The organism is Blattabacterium cuenoti (assembly GCF_014252355.1).
In the GTDB taxonomy this organism is placed as follows: domain Bacteria; phylum Bacteroidota; class Bacteroidia; order Flavobacteriales; family Blattabacteriaceae; genus Blattabacterium; species Blattabacterium cuenoti_AD.
The window spans coordinates 508400-531133 of sequence record NZ_CP059217.1 but is presented as its reverse complement, the minus strand read 5'-3'; the positions used below and the strand labels follow the sequence as shown (position 1 = coordinate 531133).

Annotated in this window: 18 protein-coding genes and 1 pseudogene; 10 read left to right on the top strand and 9 right to left on the bottom strand. The window is 22.8% G+C overall.

Features of this window, described 5'->3' with window-relative positions; all coding sequences use genetic code 11:
- Nucleotides 1–4: 4 nt before the first annotated feature.
- Genes H0H38_RS02585 through prfB form a run of 5 tightly spaced genes read right to left on the bottom strand, consistent with a single transcriptional unit; the run spans nt 5 to nt 4831 of the window.
- Nucleotides 5–745, bottom strand: a complete 741-nt coding sequence (locus tag H0H38_RS02585) for a beta-ketoacyl-ACP reductase (protein ID WP_185872730.1) — start codon at nt 743–745, stop codon at nt 5–7.
- A complete protein-coding gene (gene cmk / locus H0H38_RS02580) occupies nt 742–1455 on the bottom strand; it encodes a (d)CMP kinase (RefSeq protein ID WP_185872729.1) in 714 nt (237 codons plus the stop codon). The genes H0H38_RS02585 and cmk overlap by 4 nt, the downstream gene beginning before the upstream one ends.
- A complete protein-coding gene (speB, locus tag H0H38_RS02575) occupies nt 1452–2318 on the bottom strand; it encodes an agmatinase (protein WP_185872728.1) in 867 nt (288 codons plus the stop codon). The genes cmk and speB overlap by 4 nt, the downstream gene beginning before the upstream one ends.
- 13 nt (nt 2319–2331) lie before the next feature.
- A complete protein-coding gene (locus tag H0H38_RS02570) occupies nt 2332–3723 on the bottom strand; it encodes a type III PLP-dependent enzyme domain-containing protein (RefSeq protein ID WP_185872727.1) in 1392 nt (463 codons plus the stop codon).
- A 19-nt stretch (nt 3724–3742) separates the two neighbouring features.
- A complete protein-coding gene (gene prfB, locus H0H38_RS02565; RefSeq protein WP_185872726.1) occupies nt 3743–4831 on the bottom strand; it encodes a peptide chain release factor 2 in 1089 nt (362 codons plus the stop codon).
- 430 nt (nt 4832–5261) lie between these two features.
- On the opposite strand from prfB, the pseudogene H0H38_RS02560 reads away from it, so the two are divergent.
- Nucleotides 5262–7349, top strand: a pseudogene (locus H0H38_RS02560) (ATP-dependent Clp protease ATP-binding subunit); the annotation flags it as partial.
- Nucleotides 7339–8241: a GTPase Era gene (gene era, locus H0H38_RS02555; RefSeq protein ID WP_185872725.1), complete on the top strand. Its 903-nt coding sequence runs from the start codon at nt 7339–7341 to the stop codon at nt 8239–8241. The pseudogene H0H38_RS02560 and the gene era, both read left to right, overlap by 11 nt.
- Nucleotides 8242–8243: 2 nt before the next feature.
- Here the strand turns inward: era and tyrS are convergent, their stop codons facing one another.
- Nucleotides 8244–9521 (bottom strand): tyrosine--tRNA ligase, encoded by a 1278-nt coding sequence (gene tyrS / locus H0H38_RS02550; protein WP_185872724.1) that lies wholly within the window; start codon nt 9519–9521, stop codon nt 8244–8246.
- A gap of 76 nt (nt 9522–9597) precedes the next feature.
- Complete coding sequence (locus H0H38_RS02545) at nt 9598–11151, bottom strand: hypothetical protein (protein WP_185872723.1); 1554 nt, start codon at nt 11149–11151, stop codon at nt 9598–9600.
- A 165-nt stretch (nt 11152–11316) separates the two neighbouring features.
- On the opposite strand from H0H38_RS02545, the gene H0H38_RS02540 reads away from it, so the two are divergent.
- Genes H0H38_RS02540 through leuB form a run of 4 tightly spaced genes read left to right on the top strand, consistent with a single transcriptional unit; the run spans nt 11317 to nt 15586 of the window.
- A complete protein-coding gene (locus tag H0H38_RS02540) occupies nt 11317–12504 on the top strand; it encodes a 2-isopropylmalate synthase (protein WP_185873031.1) in 1188 nt (395 codons plus the stop codon).
- Nucleotides 12505–12518: 14 nt separating this feature from the next.
- Entirely contained in the window at nt 12519–13907 is a 1389-nt protein-coding gene (leuC, locus tag H0H38_RS02535) for a 3-isopropylmalate dehydratase large subunit (RefSeq protein ID WP_185873030.1), read from the top strand.
- Nucleotides 13904–14500 (top strand): 3-isopropylmalate dehydratase small subunit, encoded by a 597-nt coding sequence (gene leuD / locus H0H38_RS02530; protein ID WP_185872722.1) that lies wholly within the window; start codon nt 13904–13906, stop codon nt 14498–14500. Before leuC ends, leuD begins: the two co-directional genes overlap by 4 nt.
- 18 nt (nt 14501–14518) lie before the next feature.
- Nucleotides 14519–15586 (top strand): 3-isopropylmalate dehydrogenase, encoded by a 1068-nt coding sequence (gene leuB, locus H0H38_RS02525; protein ID WP_185872721.1) that lies wholly within the window; start codon nt 14519–14521, stop codon nt 15584–15586.
- On the opposite strand, the gene H0H38_RS02520 is transcribed toward leuB, so the two are convergent.
- Together H0H38_RS02520 and H0H38_RS02515 are read right to left on the bottom strand one after the other, a co-directional pair.
- A complete protein-coding gene (locus tag H0H38_RS02520; protein ID WP_185872720.1) occupies nt 15573–18263 on the bottom strand; it encodes a PD-(D/E)XK nuclease family protein in 2691 nt (896 codons plus the stop codon). The two genes, leuB and H0H38_RS02520, sit on opposite strands and share 14 nt — an antisense overlap.
- 1 nt (nt 18264) lies before the next feature.
- Complete coding sequence (locus tag H0H38_RS02515; protein WP_185872719.1) at nt 18265–19200, bottom strand: bifunctional riboflavin kinase/FAD synthetase; 936 nt, start codon at nt 19198–19200, stop codon at nt 18265–18267.
- Nucleotides 19201–19284: 84 nt separating this feature from the next.
- On the opposite strand from H0H38_RS02515, the gene atpD reads away from it, so the two are divergent.
- From atpD to fabF, 4 genes are all read left to right on the top strand, one after another.
- Nucleotides 19285–20835 carry a F0F1 ATP synthase subunit beta gene (atpD, locus tag H0H38_RS02510; RefSeq protein WP_185872718.1) on the top strand — a complete coding sequence of 517 codons (1551 nt, stop codon included), beginning with the start codon at nt 19285–19287 and terminating at the stop codon, nt 20833–20835.
- Nucleotides 20835–21071 (top strand): FoF1 ATP synthase subunit delta/epsilon, encoded by a 237-nt coding sequence (locus tag H0H38_RS02505; RefSeq protein ID WP_185872717.1) that lies wholly within the window; start codon nt 20835–20837, stop codon nt 21069–21071. The genes atpD and H0H38_RS02505 overlap by 1 nt, the downstream gene beginning before the upstream one ends.
- Before the next feature lie 121 nt (nt 21072–21192).
- A complete protein-coding gene (locus H0H38_RS02500) occupies nt 21193–21450 on the top strand; it encodes an acyl carrier protein (RefSeq protein ID WP_185873029.1) in 258 nt (85 codons plus the stop codon).
- Between the two features lie 9 nt (nt 21451–21459).
- Nucleotides 21460–22731, top strand: a complete 1272-nt coding sequence (fabF, locus tag H0H38_RS02495; RefSeq protein WP_185872716.1) for a beta-ketoacyl-ACP synthase II — start codon at nt 21460–21462, stop codon at nt 22729–22731.
- Nucleotides 22732–22734 lie beyond the last annotated feature (3 nt).

The following is a 22734-nucleotide window of genomic DNA, read 5'->3' as shown; positions in this document are numbered from 1 at the left end:
ATAACTAAAATAATCCTCCATTTACATGCAATACAGATCCAGTTATATAATCAGATAATTCAGAAGCAAGAAATAAACTTGAATTAGCTATATCTTGAGGAGTACCAGCTCTTTTTAAGGGAATATTCCTCATAAAATTTTCTTTTATTGTTTGAGGAAGATTATCATTCATTTTAGTATATATATATCCAGGAGATATAGCATTGCAACGAATATTTTTTGTTCCAAGTTCTTTAGCAATCGATTTAGTGAATCCAATAATTCCAGCTTTAGAAGTCGAATAATTAGATTGCCCTGAATTTCCAGTAAATCCAATAATAGAACTCATATTAATAATATTTCCTTTTTTTTGCTTTATCATAGGCATAATAGCATATTTAGTTAAATTAAAAATAGAATAAAGATTAGTTTTTATTACTTTATCCCAATTATGTTTCGACATTCTTAATAAAAAATTATCTTTTATAATTCCTGCATTGTTGACTAATATATCTAACCGTCCATATTTTTCTATGGTTCTTTGTATAAAGAATTTAGTTGCATCTATATCTTTTAAATCTATTTGATATGATTCACAAAATGTTGTTAATTTTAATTCAATAGATAATTTCTCAGCTTTTTCTTTAGAAGATAAAAAAGTAAAAATTACGAATGCTCCATGTTTTACAAATGTCTTGACAATAGAAGCCCCTATATCACCAGAACCACCTGTAACTATTGCTATTTTTCCATCTAATAATTTCATGTATATAATTTGTTTTTAATGAATTGAAGTATAATATTAAATTGTTTATTTATACTTAGATAAGTATTATCTATTTCAATACAATTTTGTATAGGTTTTTGCAAAGGAGAATATTTTCTAGAAATATCTAACATATCTCTATATAAAATGTTTTGTTTTACTTTTTCATAAGATATTTTTTCTCCTTTTTTTTTTAATTCTTTATATCTTCGAAAAGAACGAATTTCTGTAGAGCCTTTCATAAATATTTTTATTTTAGCTTGTGGAAATATTGTGGTTCCTATATCTCTTCCTTCTATTAATAATCCGTTTTTATATATAGATACTAATTTTTTTTGTATAACATTAAGTTTTTCACGTATTTCAGGAATACTAGCTAATAAACTAACTTTTTCTGTTACTTGTCTAGATTTTATCTGATTTTTAATATTTTCATTATTTAAAAAAGTTTCTATTTCATTAATTTTTTTATTCCATTTAAATGTGAAATGTATATTATTTAAATAATGAATAAAATTAGTTACGTTCCATAAATCACTGTTAAACATTTTTTGTCTAATAGCTAATAAAGTAATACCTCTATACATATCGCCCGTATTTATATAATAATATTTAAAGTGTTCAGCTAATTGTTTGGATAATGAACTTTTGCCAGAAGAAGAATATCCATCTATAGATATAATTATTTTTTTATTTTTATTATTAATCATATATCTAATTTTAATTCATATTTATAGGATAACAATTTGTAAAAAAGTTTTGCAACTAAAAAATCTGTAGAATATTCATTATTATTTGGTGATAATTCTACAATATCAAATCCCACAACTTGTTTTGTAGTAAAAACTTGTTTTAAAAACAATAATGTATTATACCATAACATCCCTCCTGGTTCAGGAGTTCCTGTGGATGGTGCAATTCCAGGATCAAAAACATCTATATCTATACTTATAAATATATTATTTGATAATTTATTAATTGCTTGCTCCATCCATGTTTTATTATTATAAATATCATGATTATAAAATATATTTCCTTTTTGAACATATTTTGTTTCTTGTATATCCATACTACGAATTCCTATTTGTACTAATGTGTATTTTTTGGAAGCTTCATACATAGAGCAAGCATGATTATAAGGATTATTATTATAAATAGGACGTAAATCAGCATGAGCATCCATATGAAGAATGCTTAAATTTTCAAACAATTCTCCAAAAGCTCGAATACTTCCAATGGATATAGAATGTTCTCCACCTATTATAGTAACAAATTTATTTTTTAATAAATATTTTTTAGTGATACTATATATATTGTGTATCATTTTAGTAGGTGAATTATTAAATTTATTGATAGGAGAAGCTAAAAAAATTCCTCTTTTATAAACTTCAGAATTTGTTTCTATATCATATAATTCTAAATATTGAGAGGCTTTTAAAAAAGCATTTGGTCCATATTGTGCTCCTTTTTTCCATGTTACTGTATCATCATAAGGGATTGGAATTATAACAATTTTAGATGTTTCAAGAGTAGCATATTCTTGTGGAATTCCTGCAAAAGTTGTTTTATTCATTATTAGAATAAATTTAATATCCTAATATTTGTAATATTTCATCAGGTTTTTGTGAATGTCTAAAAAGTTTATATACAAATCTTTTTTTTTCATCATAATTAATAAGAATATGTATAGGTTGTGGAATTAAACAATGGTGAACACCTCCATACCCACTAATAGTATCTTGATATGCACCAGTATTAAAAAACCCAATATAAAGTGGAGTATTTGCTCGAAAAGATGGAAGATATATAGCATTAATATGTTGTTCTGAATTATAATAATCTTCACTGTCACATGTTAATCCACCTAAAAATACTCTTTCGTAAGAATCATTCCATCTATTAATAGCCATCATAATAAATCTCTGACTAATTGCCCAAGTATCTGGTAATGTTGTCATAAATGAACTATCAATTATATTCCATTTTTCTCTATCATTTTGTCTTTTTTGATCAAGTATTTTATATATTATACCACCACTTTCGCCTACAGTATAAGTTCCAAATTCTGTGTATATATTGGGTTCTTCAATATTTTCTTCTTTACAAAATTTTTTAATTTGATATACAATTTCATTAGTCATATATTCATAATTATATTTAAAGGACATAGAGGTTTTAATTGGGAATCCACCACCTATATTAAGAATATCTAATTCTGTAGAAATTTTTTTTAATTGAGCATATATTTGTAAACATTTAAATAGTTCATTCCAATAATAAGCTGTATCTTTTATACCAGTATTAATAAAAAAATGTAACATTTTTAATTCTACTTTTGGATTATTTTTTATTTTATTTAAATAAAATACAATAATATCTTTATATCCTATTCCTAAACGAGATGTATAAAATTCAAATTTTGGTTCTTCTTCAGAAGCTATTCGTATTCCTAATTTAAATGGAGAGTGTATAACTAAATTTAGTTGTTCCAATTCGTCTACATTATCTAATATAGGAATTGTATTATAAAATCCGTTATTAATTAATTCAGATATATTTTCTATATAATTTTTAGTTTTAAACCCATTACAAATAACTTCAATATTTTTTTTTATTTTTCCTTTTTTATATAGATTTTTGACTATTTCTATATCATATGCATAAGAAGTTTCAATACTAACATTATTTTTTAATGCTTCTTCTAATACAAAGGAAAAATGAGAACTTTTTGTACAATAACAATAAGTATATTTTTTTTTATAATGATTAGATTTAATAGCTTTTTTGAACCATTTTTTTGCTTTTTGTATATTATTAGAAATTTTTGGAAGAAAAGTAAATTTTAATGGTGTTCCATATTTTTTTATAAGATTGATCAATGGTATTCCATGAAATTCTAAAAAATTATTTTTAATAGCAAATTCCTCAGATGGAAAATCAAAAGTTTGATCTATAAGATCTCTATATCTAATTTTCATAAAATGATAAAAAAATTAATTAAACTATTTTTTGGTTTTTTTGCATTAAAAATTGTTTTAAAAAAGTATTAATTTCTCCATTCATTACAGATTGTACTTTATGAGTTTCATATCCAGTTCTTAAATCCTTTACTAATTGATAAGGATGCATAATATAATTTCTTATTTGAGATCCCCATTCTATTTTTTTTTTTTTAGATTCTATTTTATTTTTTTTATCTATATTTTTTTTCATTTCTATTTCAAATAATCTAGATTTAAGAATTTGTAATGCTGTTTGTCTATTTTTAATTTGTGATCTAGATTCAGTATTTTCAATAATAATACCTGTAGGTAAATGTTTTAATCTTACTCCAGTTTCTACTTTATTTACATTTTGACCTCCAGATCCACTAGAACGAAAAGTATCCCAATGAATATCTGATGGATTAATATTAATATTTATATTTTTTTCTATTAAAGGATAAACAAATACGGAAGAAAAAGTAGTATGCCGTTTTGAATTATTATTAAATGGAGAAATTCTAATTAATCTATGTACTCCATTTTCTCCTTTTAGGTATCCAAAAGCATGTACTCCATTTATTTCTAAAGTAACGGTTTTGGTTCCAACTATATCACCTGGTATATGATGAATTTTTTTAACAAAAAATTTATTATGTTGCCCCCATAATATATACATTCTCATTAACATTGCCGTCCAATCACAACTTTCGGTTCCACCTGCACCAGAAGAAATCTGTATTATTGCGTTACAAGTATCTTCTTTCTTAAACAATGTTTTAATTTCTATATCATATACTAATTTTTTAGTTTTATTTAATTGAACTTGAAGATTTGTTTCTACATCTTCTTCTTTTGAAAGAGAATATAGACATTCAAGTTCTTCCATAGCATTTTTAAGTTGTGTAAAATCTTTTATTTTTATTTTTAATGTTTGAAAATTTTTTACACATTTTTCATATTTATCTTTGTCTTTCCAAAAATTAGTATTTAACATTTTTTTTTGATCATTTTTTAATGATTTTTTTATTTTTTTAATATCTAGTAACTGTTCCAGTTTATTGATTTTTTGTGAAATTGATGATATTTCATCTTTCATTATCATATGTATAAGAATTTGTTATCAAAAATTATCAATTTAATACATAAAATATTTGCATTAAACATAAGTAAATATTATTATGTATTTCAATCAATTTACTTAGTAATCACTAATTTTTTTTTAAAAAAAAAAAATAAAATACATATAAACTACGCATATATTTTAATCAAAAATAAAATATTTTGAATAAATTTTTAATATATTCAATTGATTTGCATAAAATTATATATAATAAAAAAAATATGTAATTGAATAATATTGAATTGATGTTAGCATTATCATCTAAACAATATGTATTTATATTGGGTACATACAACAAATTGTGAATAAAATAAGTAAATATTAATTCATTATGGAATTAAATAATAAACCAAATGGTAAAATAGGAATATTAGAAATATATGCTAAAAATTTAAATGAATGGGCAAATAAAGGAAAATTAGATCCTGTTATTGGACGTGATGAAGAAATAAGACGAGTATTGCAAATATTAAGTAGAAGAAAAAAAAATAATCCATTATTAATAGGAGAACCTGGAGTTGGAAAAACAGCAATAGCTGAAGGATTAGCACATAGAATAATTAGTGGAGATATTCCAGATCATTTAAAAACTAAACAAGTTTTTTCTTTAGAGATGGCTTCTTTAATAGCAGGAGCAAAATATAAAGGAGAATTTGAAGAACGATTAAAATCTGTTATTAAAGAAGTTACATTATCTAATGGAGAAATTATTTTGTTTATTGATGAGATACATACTTTAATTAGTACAGGTGGTGGAGAAGGAGCTATAGATGCAGCCAATATTTTAAAACCAGCATTAGCAAGAGGAGAACTGCGTGCTATTGGAGCAACAACGTTACATGAATATCAAAAATATTTTATTAAAGATAAAGCATTAGAAAGAAGATTTCAGCCTGTATACGTTAATGAACCATCTATTTCAGATTCTATTTCTATATTGCGAGGAATTAAAGATAAATATGAGAGTCATCATAAAGTAAGGATTAAAGATGAATCAATTATTGCAGCAGTAAAGTTATCTAAACGTTATATTAATGAACGATTTTTGCCAGATAAAGCTATTGATTTGATTGATGAATCTGCTTCTAAATTAAGAATGGAAATAAATTCAAAACCAGAAAAATTAGATATTTTGTATAGAAAAATTATGAAAATAGAAATACAAATAGAAGCTATTAAAAGAGAAAAAGATCAACAAAAAAAATTATATGTTTTAAAAAATGAATTATTACAATTAAATCAAGAAAAGATGCAATTGCAAATTCAGTGGGAAAATGAAAAAAATTTAGTAGAAGGATTGCAAAAGGCTAAAGACAAGATAGAACATTTTAAATTTGAATCTGAACAGGCAGAAAGATTAGGAGATTATGGAAAAGTAGCTGAATTAAGATATGGAAAAATTAAAGAAGAAGAAAACAAAATTAAACAATTTGAAATAGAATTAAAAAATAAAGAAGATAAAGGGGTAAGAATGATTCAAGAAGAAGTGTGTCAAGAAGATATTGCTCAAGTAGTATCCAAATGGACTGGAATTCCAGTTATAACAATGTTGAAAAGTGAAAAAGAAAAATTAATTTATTTAGAAAAAAAATTGCATAAAAGAGTGATAGGTCAAAATGAAGCAATTCAATCTGTTGCAAATGCAATAAGACGTTCTCGAGCTGGACTTCAGGATGAAACCAAACCTATAGGGTCTTTTTTATTTATGGGATCTACAGGAATTGGTAAAACAGAACTAGCTAAAGCATTAGCTGAATATTTATTTGATGATGAAAACAATATAGTTAGAATAGATATGAGTGAATATCAAGAACGTCATTCTATAAGTAGATTGATTGGAGCACCTCCAGGATATATTGGGTATGAGGAAAGTGGTCAATTAACAGAAGCAATACGTCGTAGGCCGTATAGTGTAATTTTATTAGATGAAATTGAAAAAGCTCATCGTGATGTTTTTAATATTCTTTTACAAGTATTAGATGATGGTAGATTAACTGATAATCATGGGCATACAATAAATTTTACAAATACTATTATTATAATGACATCTAATATAGGATCAGAAATAATTAATAATGAAGATTTTTTTGATTCTAATAAAATAGAGAATATTAAAAAAACTTTAATTAAATTATTAAAAAATATTGTAAGAATAGAATTTATTAATCGAATAGATGAAATTATTTTTTTTCAACCTCTCTCTAGAGAAAGAATTAAAGATATTGTGAAATTACAAATTAAAAATTTGGGAATATTTTTATTAACAAAAAATATACATATAGAAATTACTGAACAAGCTATTTTATATTTATCAGAAAAAGGATATGATCCTATTTTTGGAGCAAGACCATTAAAAAGAGTGATTCAAAATGATATAATGAATAAATTATCTAAAGAACTTATTAAAGGCAATATTGATAAAAATTATCTAATATTGATAGATTGTTTAAATAAAAAAGAAATAATTTTTAGAAAAAAAAATATATATCATGATATATAAATCTGGATTTGTAAATATTATTGGATTTCCAAATGCAGGAAAATCAACTTTAATAAATTCTTTAGTTGAAAAAAATATATCTATAGTAACTCACAAACCGCAAACTACTCGTCATAGAATTGTAGGCATTTTAGATAAAGAAAATTTTCAAATTGTATTTTCGGATACTCCTGGTATTATGAAAAAACAAAAGATGTTAATACAAAAAATTATGATGAAATATGTCAAAAAATCTATAGAAGATGCTGATATTATTTTACTTCTTACAGAAGTAGAAAAATATCTTTTTTTACACGAAAAAATTATGAATTTTGTTACTTATCTTAAAAAACAAGATATTCCTATTATTATTTTGATTAATAAAATAGATAAAATGGGATTATATTATTATAATGAAAATATTCTTCATAAGAATATTAATTTTTGGAGTCAATTATTTCCTTTGTCTGATATATTACCAATATCTGCATTAAAAAATATTAATAAAGAATTTTTAATTCAAAAAATTGTTAATTTATTATCAGCACATCCCCCATTTTATCCAAAAGAGTGGATTAGTGATAAATCTCAACGTTTTTTTGTAAACGAGATAATTAGAGAAAAAATTTATTATTTATATAATCAAGAAATTCCATATTCTTCTGAGGTGATGACTAATTTTTTTAAAGAAGAAAATGATCACATTGATATATCTTCTATAATATATGTAGAAAAATATTCTCAAAAAATTATTTTAATTGGACATAATGAATTATCTCTGAATAGATTAAAACGAGAATCTAAACAAAGTATAAAAAATTTTTTTAAAAAAGAAATTAATATTTCAATTAAAATTTTAGTTTTAAAAAATTGGAGATCTAATTATTGTCAATTAAAATATTTTGGATACTAAAATTATACAATTTTAATAATAAAAAATTTTTTTTTTCCAAATTTTAATAAAATATATTTTAATCCTATGATATGTTGTTGTTGAATTACAATATTATTTTTAATAATTTGTTTATTAATTGAAATAGAATGATTTTTTATAGCACGTAAAATATTGGTTTTAGATGTAAAGAAATGTTTTAATAAGTCTGTTAAAAATATACCTTGTTTAAATTTTTCATAAGAAATCAGGAGATTTGGAATATGTTTAAAAATATAATATAACATTTTCTCATTTAATAAAGAATTAATATTGTGTTTTTCAAATAATATTGTTGAAATTGCACTTAATTCTTCAGAAATTGTCTTTCCATGAACCCATTTAGTGACTGTGAAAGCAACTGTTTTTTGCAACAATCTATTTTCAGGACATTTTCTATGATTTATAATTAATTGATTAATTTTTTCTTTAGAAAAGAATGTATATAATTTTACAAATTTTTCAATTTCATTATCTGATAAATTTATAAAAAATTGATAAAATTTATAAGGAGTAGTTCGTTTATGATCTAACCATATATTTTCTCCTTTTTCACTTTTTCCAAATTTTTTTCCAGAAGAATTTGTAATTAATGGAAAAGTTAATCCATATACTTTTTTTTTAGAAATTTTTCTTATAATATCTATTCCAGTAATAATATTTCCCCATTGATCAGATCCACCTGCTTGTAATAAGCAATTTTTTTTTTTATTTAAATAATAAAAATCATATCCTTGTAAAAGAGAATAAGAAAATTCCATAAATGAAATTCCATCATGTTGATTATTTTCTATTCTATTTTTTACACTTTCTTTAGCCATTAAATAATTTACAGATATTTCTTTACCTATTTTACGTAAAAAAAATAATATATCTAATTTTTTTATCCAATTTAAATTATTTAATATTTCTATATTTTTATCTTTTAAATAAAAAGTAAATAAATTATGTAATTGTTTTGTAATAGATGTTATATTATAATGTAAAATTTTTTGGTTAAAAGATATTATACGTTTTTCATTTTTTCCAGATGGATCTCCAATCATGGAAGTAGCCCCACCAATTAATGCTAAAGATTTATGTCCCATTTTTTGAAAGTGAATTAATAAAACTACTGGTAGTAAATTTCCTAAATGTAATGAATCAGAAGTTGGATCGAATCCTATATATATAGTAGTGGGATTTTGTAATTGTTTTTCTATTCCAGAAACTGTAGTTTTAATTAATCCTCTCCAAGAGAGTTCATCGATAATATTTTTCATTAATTTTTAATTATTAAAAAACATTCTTTTTGCATCATGATTAAAAGTAAATATAATTTTTTGTTTTAAAAATAAATTATCTGATATGACTATCACGTAATAAAAATTTTTCTTTAATAATTTGTTCTATTGGTTTATTTTCTATTTTAGAAGTTAACCAAGAAATAATATCTAAATATAAAAAAGTTCTTTTTTCATAAGGATGAAAAGAATATTTTAATAACTTATCTCTTAATTTTTTAAATTGTATTGTAATTTGATTTGGATAAAGATTGCCAAGTTTTTTGAAAAAAAAAATAATTTTTTTTTGTACAATATACCAATCATCCATTTTGATAAAAAATTTATAAGCAGATTGTATTTTTCCATCCATATTATCGTCTAATCCACTGTCATAACAAGCCATTAAATATAAAAGTCTTGCAGAACATTGTAAGTCTTTTTGTATATTAGTTTGTTTATTTGACATAATTTTTACCAGATATAAAATAGCATTTTTATTATCTCCACTACCAAAATATAAACAAGCTATTTTATAATAAATAATCATAATATAATGAATATCTAATAAATTATATAATCTATTAAATTCTTTTAATAAAGAAGGAATTACATTATTAATTCCTTCTGAAAAAGTTCCTTCCATATAGTGCTTATTAATTATATTAGTATATTTATATAAAAAAATTAATACTTCAGTATTTACATTTAAAATAAAATCATTCTTTTTTACTTCTTCTTCAAATTCTGCTAAAATTTTGATAAATTGATAATATTTATTTAAATAAAATAAAGTATTTAATAAATGATGATATCCTTTTAAATAACTAATTGGCAGTACTTTTTTTTTATTTTTATTTATTTGAAATAATTTTACCCATTTTTTTGAAAATTGATAACACATTATAAAATCTTGTTGTATATGATGATACCATACTCTTGCTTGATATAAATATAATTTTTCATAAAAATTAAGATATTTAATATTAAATTTTGGAAGATTTGTTCTAAAATAAGATTCTATAAAAATTTTATCTTTTTCATTTCTAACATATCCAACCTTAAGATATAATCCATATAATTCTAAAGATAAATTAGAAAACGAATTTTGACATTTTAATTGTTCAATTAATTCTTTGGATTCTAAAGATAAGTCTCCAGATTTAGAATGAATACTTCTAGTTATATGTTGAGATTCTATCATTTTTTCAAATTCTATTACTTCCAATAAAATGATATTCATGTATTCATTTCTAGCAAGTATTTTGGATTTTTTTAAAAATTTTAAACTTTGTATGTATAATCCTTTATTATATAATATTTTAGCAAAATTTATATAATTTAATATTTTAACATCATTATTTTTTTCAATATTTTGTAAGTTTAAACTAATTAAAATTTGTTTAAATAAATGAGCTTTTATATTAGATAATTGTTTTTTTGAAATAGAAGTATTATTTAATATTTTCTTATCATTATAAGAATTCATTTTATTCATTTTTTCAAACAAATTAGTAAACTTAGCTTTTTTATTTGTTTTTATCCTTTTTGCATATAATTTAAAATGTATTTTTTCAGATTTTGATAATGATTTAATTAATAAAAATAATTTATCATTTTTTCTGGACATCGTAATATTGTATTATTATTAAAATTGATAATAAGTATAATGTATATTAATCCAAAATCAATAAACATTGTAAATGTCTGTATTATGTATGTGAATATTTATTGTATAAAAAATAGTTTTGAAAAAAATTAAAAAATTCCAACAACAAATATTATGGGTATGGGTATGGGTAAAAATAAAATTCAAATTTTTGATACAACGCTTCGTGATGGAGAACAGGTTCCAGGATGTAAATTAAATTTTGTAGAAAAAGTGAAAATAGCCAAACAATTGGAATTATTAGGAGTAGATATAATTGAGGCAGGGTTCCCCGCTTCAAGTCCAGGAGATTATAAATCTGTTCAAGAGATTTGTAAATCAGTATATAATCCAATTATCTGTGCATTATCTAGAGCAATAAAAAAAGATATAGAAATTGCTGCAGATTCATTAAAATTTGCAAAACAATCTAGAATTCATACCGGAATAGGAACATCAGATTGTCATATACGTTATAAATTTAATAGTACTAAAGAGAAAATTTTAGAAATAGCGGCTTCATCGGTTAAATATGCTAAAAAATTTGTAGAAGATATAGAATTTTATGCAGAAGATGCTGGTAGAACAAATAATGAATTTTTAGCTTTAGTGTGTGAAGAAGTAATAAAAAATGGAGCAACTGTAATTAATATTCCAGATACAACAGGCAATTGTTTACCATATGAGTATGGAGAAAAAATTAGGTTTCTACAAGAAAATGTAAAAAATATTCATAGAGTAACATTATCTACTCATTGTCATAATGATTTAGGATTAGCAACAGCTAATTCTTTATATGGTATTATTAATGGAGCAAAACAAGTTGAATGTACAATTAATGGAATTGGAGAAAGAGCTGGAAATACTTCATTAGAAGAAATAGCAATGATTATTAAACAAAATAATAAGTTAAATGTATATACTAATATTAATACAAAATTAATTTGTTATACTAGTAATTTAGTTTCTCAATATACTGGAATGAAAGTTCAAGCAAATAAAGCTATTGTTGGAAAAAATGCTTTTTCTCATTCATCTGGTATTCATCAAGATGGAATTATTAAAAAAAGAGAAACTTATGAAAGTATTAATCCTGAAGATGTTGGTGGAGATGATTCATCAATTATTCTAACAGCTAGAAGTGGAAGATCAGCTTTAGCATATCGTTATAAAAAATTAGGATATTCTTTTACAAAAAATTCATTAGATATTATTTATTCTGTGTTTTTAGATTATGCAGATCAAAATAAACAAGTGGAAGATAAAGAACTAAAATTTTTATTAAAAAAAGCACAATTAAAAAATAATCAATTAGCAATTTTTAATCATTCTTAAACTATTATATGCCTATAATACAATCATTATTTGATAAAATATGGAATTCTCATATAGTATCTAATGTAACGAAGGACGTTGGTATACTATATATAGATCGTCATTATATTCATGAAGTTACCAGTCCTCAAGCTTTTTATGAATTGAAAAAAAGAAATTTATCTGTTTGGAGATCTAAAAAAATTGTTGCAACTGCAGATCATAATGTTCCTACATTAAATCAGCATCTTCCAATTTCAGATCCACTATCAAAAAAACAAATAGATTTATTAATAAAAAATTGTAAAGAGTTTGGAATTAATTTATATAAAATGGGAGATAAAAATCATGGGATTGTACACGTTATTGGTCCAGAATTGGGTCTTACTCTTCCTGGAATGACAATTGTATGTGGCGATAGTCATACTTCTACACATGGTGCTTTTGGCAGTTTGGCTTTTGGAATTGGAACAAGTCAAGTTGCTATGGTATTAGCATCTCAATGTTTATTAATGACTAAGCCTAAACAAATGAATATTCAATTAAAGGGGAAAAAATTAAAAAGAGGAGTAACTCCAAAGGATATAATTTTATATATTATATCTAAATTAGGAGTGGATGCAGGTGTTGGGTATTTTATAGAATATACAGGATTTATAATTGAAAATATGAGTATGGAAGGAAGAATGACAATATGTAATATGAGTATTGAAATGGGAGCAAAGGGAGGATTAATTGCTCCTGATCAAATCACGTTTAATTATTTAAAAAATAAATTTAATAGCGATAAAAATGATAGATTGAAATTATATTGGAATAATTTAAAAACAGATAACAATTATAATTTTGATAAACAATATATTATAGATATTGAACATATAGAACCTATGATTACATATGGGACAACACCTGGAATGGGTATAAAAATTACTAATAAAATTCCATATTTATCTAATCCAAATCATAAACGAGCTTTAAAATATATGGGATTTAAGCAAGGTGAATTATTAATAGAAAAAAAAATTAATTATGTTTTTATTGGCAGTTGTACCAATTCTAGAATAGAAGATCTTAGAGTAGTTGCTTCTATAGTGCAAGGCAAAAAAATCGCTAATCATGTAAATGCTATTATAGTTCCTGGATCACAAAGAGTTATTAAACAAGCTAAAAAAGAAGGATTAGATAAAATTTTTTACAATTCAGGATTTGAGTTTCGTCAACCTGGATGTTCTATATGTTTAGGTATGAATGAAGATAAAATTCCACAAGGAGAATATTGTGTATCAACATCTAATAGAAATTTTGAAGGTAGACAAGGTAAAAATGTGAAAACTTTATTAGTTAGTCCTTTAACAGCAGCTATTATAGCTATTACAGGAAAAATTGTGGATATTAATAAATATTTAAAAAAGAATTTTTTATGAAAAAATTTTCTATTTTAATTAGTCAAGTGGTTCCATTAAACAGGGAAAATATTGATACAGATCAAATTATTCCTGCACGTTTTTTAAAAGAAAGTGGTATTCAAATATTTGGTAAAAATCTTTTTAGAGATTGGAGATATCATAAAAATGATGATTTAAATACAAATTGTATTCTTAATAACCCTTCTTTTTCAGGAAAAATTTTATTATCTGGAAGAAATTTTGGATGTGGATCTAGTCGTGAACATGCAGTATGGGCTATAATGCAATATGGATTTAAAGTAGTAATATCTAGTTTTTTTGCCGATATTTTTAAAGAAAATGCATTTAATAATGGATTATTAACTTTAGAAGTATCTAATATATTTTTAAATAAATTATTTCATCAAGTAGAAAAAAATCACAAAACTAAAATTTTAGTCAATTTAATTCAACAAAAAATAATTATTTTAGAAACTAAGGCCTATCAATATTTTACAATAAATTTATATCAAAAAAATTGTTTTATTAATGGATATGATAATTTATCATATTTAAGATCTAGAAAAGATGATATTGAAAAGTTTGAAACTAACACATCATATTTTAATTGAATAATTCTTATATAAAATATGAAAAAAAGGATAGTTATTATAGAGGGAGATGGAATTGGTCCTGAAGTCATACAACAAGGTAAAAAAATTTTATTATGTATAAATAAAAAATTTAATCATAATTTTTGTTATACACAAGCTGTAGCAGGAGCATTAGCTATTAGAAAATTTAATAATCCAATGCCTGACAATACTATAGAAAATTGTCTTCAAGCAGACGCAGTTTTATTTGGGGCAATAGGTCATTCTAAATATGAATTTTATCCACGTGGAATGAGACCAGAAGATGGATTATTACGTTTAAGAAAAGAAATGAAATTATTTTGTAATATACGACCCATAATTTCTTATAGTGATATTAACTATTCATCTCCTATCAAACACAATATATTACAAAATGTAGATTTTGTTATATATCGTGAATTAATTAGTGGAATTTATTTTGGAAAAAAAGGTCGTTTAACAAATGGTGAAGTAGCTTATGATTATTGTATTTATTCTAAAGATGAAATTAAAAGAATTGGAAAACTTGCATTCAAAGCAGCTGATGATAGAAAAAAAAAATTAACATTAGTTGATAAAGCTAATGTATTAGAAACATCTAGATTATGGCGTGAAGTCATTAAAGAAATTTCCTTAGATTATCCAAATGTACAATTAGAATATTTATATATAGATAATGCTTCTATGAAAATTATTATGAATCCTATGGATTTTGATGTTATATTATCAGATAATATGTTTGGGGATATATTATCTGATGAAGCTAGTCTATTAAGTGGTTCTTTAGGACTTATGCCATCTGCTTCTATTGGAGAAAATAACAAGGGTTTATTTGAACCTATTCATGGATCTTATCCTCAAGCTGCTGGTAAAAATATAGCAAATCCATTAGGATGTATATTATCAGTTGCTATGATGTTTAATTATTTTAGTTTATATAAAGAACAACAACTTATAGAAAAAGCCGTTAGAAGTTCTATACATAATCATATTATAACTAAGGATATTGCTAATCCATTAGAAAAATATTATTCTACTGAACAAGTAGGAAATTATATAGAATCATATATTAAAAATCATTAATATAATTTGTTATCATTGGAATAGTTGGATCTAATATTTCTGAAATTATTTTAATTAAATGTGGAAAAATTTTAGTTTTATAACATTCATATGTAATTTGTTGTTTTTTTAAAAAATTTATATAGATAGTAGAAATAGAATTTTTTTTTTCTTTTTCAGGAGATACAATTGCTATTACTGGAGATATTTTTGAGTTAACTATAGGGGAATTATACCATAAATAAATATAAATTAATAATTGCATTATATTTCCATAATATGAATTATTGAAAATATTTTTAATCTTGTTTGAAGAGATATAAATATTTTTAACTTTTGAGACTCCAATTTTATAATCAATAATTCTAGTTATACCGTCATATTCATCTATACGATCAATTATTCCTTTTAAAGAAACTTTATCATAATGCATAATCATTTGATTTATTTGTGTAGAAATTCTATATTCAATTTCTTTTATAAAAATTGTATGTCCATTTAAAATTGCTTGTTCATCCCAAGAAAGAAAATTATTGACATAAGTTGTAACTAAAGATAATAAAAAGATATTGTTATGATCTTTAATTTGATATTGAGATATAACTGTTTTTGAAATATTATTACACTGATGTTTCATTTCATGAATAGATTTTAAATTTAATAAATTTCCTTTCATGGGAGAATATAAAATATCTAATATTTTATGAACAATATGTCCAATTTTTTGTTTAAATGAAATCGTGTGCAAATTTTTTAATTCCAGTATTTTATTGTAATAAAAATCTAATTTATTTTTATTATATAAAATAATAGATGATGGAGAAAATCCAGAATTAGCTATTTTCTGTAATTTATTAATTATATAATTTGTTTTTTTTATTATTATTGATTGTTGATTCTTTTCATTATTATTTGTATTACAATATTCTGTTTGATTTTCTTCATATAATGTGTAATTTATTTCCATTTTATGTATAAATCTACTTTTTTCTCCTGAAGAAAATTCATCTTTTTCATTATTATATAATAAAAAAATATTTTTTGAATGATTCAAAATATTTTGAAAATATTGACAATAATACTTATTATTATTTTTATTATTGGATATACAATATATTTTAAATTTTTTTCTAAGCTCATTAGATAAAAATGTTTTATCTATATAATTTGGAATAATTGGAGGAATACATCCTTCATTAAAGGATGTAATAATTGTATTTTCTAAGTATTCTAAATGAAAATTATTATTAAATTTTATTATTTTCAATCCTCCTCCTCCTTTTGTATTGTTATATGGATATGGTATTGTATTATTTGTGATAAAATGTTGATAAATAATTAATAAATCTTGTATGCCAAAATTAATATTTTTTGTTGTATTTGTATTAATTATATATGTAATATATTTTTCTAATTTTAGAATAAATTTTAATTCTAATATATGTTGTTGAGCATATGTGGATAAAAGATTTTTAAATTTTTTAAGTAGTTGTAAAAACCAAATAAATATATTTTTGTAATTTTTAAAAAAAATAATTTTTAAATCATCTATTATATATTTATTGATAATTTGTATTGTTATATCAGTATCAGAATCGATTGCATTTATTTTTTCTATGCATGAAAAATTATTTTTCATCAAAAATTGTTTTATATATCCATTAGATAATACACGTAATATATCTTGTTTATAAAACTTATTGTATATTTCTTGATTGAGAATTAATTGTAAAATTGAATAAAATGTATTATGAATTAATATATTATATAATGGTAATTCAATAGATGTTTGTATTGGAATATTTAATTTATGTAATGTATTTGATAATAGTTCCATTAAAGAAATATCACCTAAAATAATAATTATTTGATCTAATTTAGATCCTTGTTTGATAAGTTTATGTATTATTTTTTTTATTATATTGATTTGATCAATATCTCTTGATACACTAAAAATTTTTATTTTATTATTAGCATTTTTTTTTTTTAAAAAAAAAATATTGTGATATAATTTTGAATATGTATGATAATAATAAATAGATCCTACATTTAATTTAATTATTTTATTAATTAATTTTTTTTCACATGCATTTAAAAAATATAAATTGGAAGGAATTAAAAATAAAAAATATTCTTGATGATTAGAAGATAAATAATTATCCAATTGAGAAATTGCTTGTCTAAAAATCATTCCAGTATATCCCTTTTTTCTTTTTAATAATTCATTATTAAGATAATAATAATATTGTTTAATTTCTTGCCAAAAAAGAATATTATCTGTAATATTTAAATTATATTTTGTATTACCATTATTTATATTCCATATATTAATTTGTTCTATAGAAATTGTATAAGAAAAAAAATTTTTTATATTAGTTAAATTAAAATCTAAAATTTGAAAATCTTTTAATATATTATAAGCCCATTTTGAATAATGATTAAATGTATGAGATAAAATGCATTTTTTTTGTTTAAGCAAAATAAAAAAATAAAAAAATAAATTGGATTCAGGAATAAGAGATAATCCAGATATTTGTTCCATTAGTTGATATATTGTAAAATAATCATAAAATGGTTTATCTTTGTATTTTGTTTTAAGATTATGTGAAATTTCTTCATTAAAAGATACTAAATTTATAATTTTTTTTAAACAATTTTTTTTTAAATTTTTAATAAAATTATCAATATTATTTATCAAATTATTTTTTTTTTAAAAAAAATTTTGCTTTTATTTGATCAAATTTAATTTGTGTTTGTAATTCTTGAATTGAATTAAATTTTTTTTCTTCTCTAATCATTTGTATAATAAAAATATTTATTTTTTTACCATATAAAATTGTGCAAAAATTAAAAATATGAACTTCAATTTTAATTTGTTTATTATTTATATTTATAGTAGGTGAAGTTCCAATATTCATAATTCCTTGATATATTTTTTCTAAAATTAGAACATTAACTGCATAAACTCCTTTTTTAGGAAGTATTTTTTTATTATTTATTTGAATATTAGCAGTAGGATAAGTTAATATTTTTCTACCTATTCCATTTCCTTTAATAACATACCCAGATAAAGAATATGAATAACCTAAAGCTGTATTTGACCACATTATATCTCCTTTTAAAATAGATTGTCTAATATTTGTAGAACATATTATTTTATTTTTTATTTTATATGGATTGATTTGTTTTAATTGAAATCCATATAATTTTGAACAATATTTTAAATTATTATAAGCATTTATTCTATTTTTTCCTAAATGAAAATCATATCCTATGATAAAAATTGAAATTCTTATTGAAGAAAGTAATTTTTTTTTGAAAAAATCTTGCATATTAGTTTGTGCAAATGTTTTTGTAAAAGGATGAATAATAAGATGTTCAATTCCAGTTTTTTTTAAATAAGATATTTTTTCAGATAAAGTATTTAAATAAAATACTTTTTGTTTTGGATTTAATATTTCTTTAGGATGAGGATTAAAAGTTAATAAAACAGAAGTATATTTTTGTTGTTTTGTTTTTTTTAATAAATAATTAATTAATTTTTTATGCCCTAAATGAACACCATCAAAAAATCCAAGTGAAAATACACATGGAGAAAATGAGTAAAAATCCTCTATACATGAGTAAATTTTCAAAATTTTTTAATTTTTGTAACTTTAAATAATTTAATAATCTGTTAAATATACAGGTTTAACATAAAAAGCGGATCTTATATTTTCATGGAAAAAAAATTAGAATCAAAAGGAAAAATAACTCAAATTTTAGGTCCAGTAATAGATGTTTCTTTTAAAACAGGATCCGATCTTCCTAAAATTTATGATGCATTAGAAATAAAATTATCAAATTCAAGTAAACATATTGTATTAGAAGTTCAACAACATATTGGAAATAATGTAGTTCGTTGTATTGCAATGTCTGGAGTAGAAGGAGTACAAAGAGGAAATAATGTTATCAATACGGGGTCTCCAATTAGTATTCCTATAGGAGAATTATTGAATGGTCGTGTTCTTAATGTATTGGGGGATCCTATTGATGGATTAGAGGAATTAAATAGAAAAATAGTAAGACCTATTCATGTCTCTGCTCCAAAATTTCAAGATTTATCTACTAGATCAGAAATATTATATACAGGAATTAAAGTTATTGATTTAATAGAACCATATCCAAAAGGAGGAAAGATTGGATTATTTGGAGGAGCAGGAGTTGGAAAAACTGTTTTAATACAGGAATTAATTAATAATATTGCAAAAGAATATGGAGGACATTCAGTATTTTCTGGAGTAGGAGAAAGAACAAGAGAAGGAAATGATTTATTAAGAGAAATGTTAGAATCAGGAATTATACAATATGGAGATGAATTTATGCAAAAAATGAAAAAAGGATTTTGGGATATTACTAAAGTAGATAAACAAAGTTTGAAAAATTCTAAAGCAACTTTTATTTTTGGACAAATGAATGAATCTCCTGGTGCAAGAGCTAGAGTTGCTCTTACTGGTTTAACATTAGCAGAATATTATAGAGATTATAATATTAATAATGATAATGATAATGATAATGATAATGATAATCAAAATATCCAATCAGGTAATGATGTTCTATTCTTTATTGATAATATATTTAGATTTACTCAAGCTGGATCAGAAGTATCTGCTTTATTAGGTAGAATTCCATCATCTGTAGGTTATCAACCTACTTTATCTTCTGAAATGGGATCTATGCAAGAAAGAATTACATCTACAAAAAAAGGGTCTATAACCTCAGTACAAGCAGTATATGTTCCTGCAGATGATTTAACTGATCCTGCTCCTTCTACTACTTTTTCTCATCTAGATGCAACTACTGTATTATCTAGAAAAATATCTGCATTAGGAATATATCCATCAATTGATCCATTAGATTCTACTTCTAGAATTTTATCTCCAAATATTATTGATCAAGAACATTATTTATGTGCTCAACGTGTAAAAGAAATTTTGCAAAAATATAATTCTTTACAAGATATTATAGCTATTCTTGGAATAGAAGATTTAAGTGAAGAAGATAAAAAAATTGTTCATAGAGCAAGACGTATTCAACGTTTTTTATCTCAACCATTTCATGTCGCAAAACAGTTTACCGGAATTGATGGAGTATTTGTAAAAATTGAAGATATTATAGGAGGATTTAATATGATAATGAATGGAGAATTAGATCATTTACCAGAAAATGCGTTTAATTTCAAGGGAACTATTGATGAAGTAATAGAAGTAGGAAATAAAATGTTATCATAATGAAAATTAAAATTCTTAATGAAGAACAATTATTATATAAAAATAATGTTAATTCAGTCATTGTACCTGGATTATATGGTAGTTTTCAATTATTAAATAATCATGCACCACTGATTGCCATATTAAAAAAAGGATTAATAAAAATAATGCAATTATATGATAATAAAGAAATACAATTTCAAATATTTGGTGGTGTATTACAAATTTATAATAAAAATATAATTATTTTATTATAATGATGATAATATTTTAGTTGGTTTTAAAATAAAATATTCATATTGAGTAATTTAAATATTTAATATTTTATTTAAAAAAGTTTTCTAATTTTGTATTAAATCAAAATTCTAATTTATGTCTGTGTCTGATATTTCATCAAAAATTAGTTCTATTATTTCTGAAAAATTAGGAATAGAAGAAAAAGATGTAATTCCTTCTGCTAGTTTTGCTAATGATTTAGGAGCTGATTCTTTGGATATTGTTGAATTAATTATGGAATTTGAGAAAGAATTTAACATTAGTATTTCTGATCAAAAAGCCGAAAAAATTACTACTGTTAAAGAAGCTATAGAATCTATTAAGGAACTTATAAAAGATAAACAAGATAAAAAAATATGAATTTTTTATATGATCAAGTATAAAAAAAAAAGAGTAGTAGTAACTGGAATGGGGTGTATAACTCCTATAGGCAAAAATATTAAAGAATATTGGAATTCACTTATAAATGGAGTAAATGGATGTGAACCCATTACTTATTTTAATACTAAAAAATATAAAACAAAATTTGCTTGTGAATTAAAGAATTATGATGCTAGTATTTTTTTTAATTCAAAGGATCGTATCAAATTAGATCCTTGTATTCAATATGGTCTTATTGCTGCGGATGAAGCAATAAAAGATAGTACCATTAATTGGAATAATAAAAAAATTAATAAGGAACGAATTGGTGTAGTTTGGGCATCTGGAATTGGAGGTTTACTTAATTTAGAAAATTCTATTTCTAATTATATTAAAGGGGATGGATATCCTAGATTTAGTCCATATTTTATTCCTAAAATGTTAATAGATACAACTTCTGGATATATCTCAATGAGATATGGCATTCATGGTCCAAATTATGCAACAGTTTCTGCTTGTGCGTCTTCATCAAATGCTATTGTTGATGCATATCATTTAATCTGTTTGGGAAAAGCGGACATTATAATCTCAGGTGGTTCAGAAGCAGCAATTACGCCAAGTGGAGTTGGTGGATTTAATGCTTTACACGCTTTATCTACTAGAAATGAAGATTATAAAACGGCTTCTCGTCCTTTTGATAAAGATAGAGATGGATTTGTTTTAGGAGAGGGGGCTGGATGTCTTGTCTTAGAAGAATATATACATGCAAAGAGTAGAAACGCTAATATTTATGCAGAAATAGGAGGTATTGGTATGTCAGGAGATGCATATCATATTACAACTCCACATCCAGAAGGAAAAGGTATAATTTTAGCTATGAAATTAGCTTTGGAAGATGCAGGAATTACATATAAAGAAGTAAATCATATTAATTCTCATGGAACATCTACTATTTTAGGAGATTTAGCAGAAATTAAAGCTATTCAAAAAGTGTTTGGATCACACATTTATAAAATATATATTAATGCTACTAAATCTATGACTGGACATTTATTAGGAGCAGCTGGTGCTATAGAAGCTATAGCTACTATTTTACCATTAACTAAAAATAACATTCCTCCAACTATTAATTTATTTAAACTTGATAAAAAAATAGATTCAAAAATAAATTTTATACCAAATAATAAAATAAAAAAACATGTAAATATAAATATATGCAATACTTTTGGTTTTGGTGGACATAATGTTTGTATTTTATTTAATAAAATAGTAAAATACTAATAC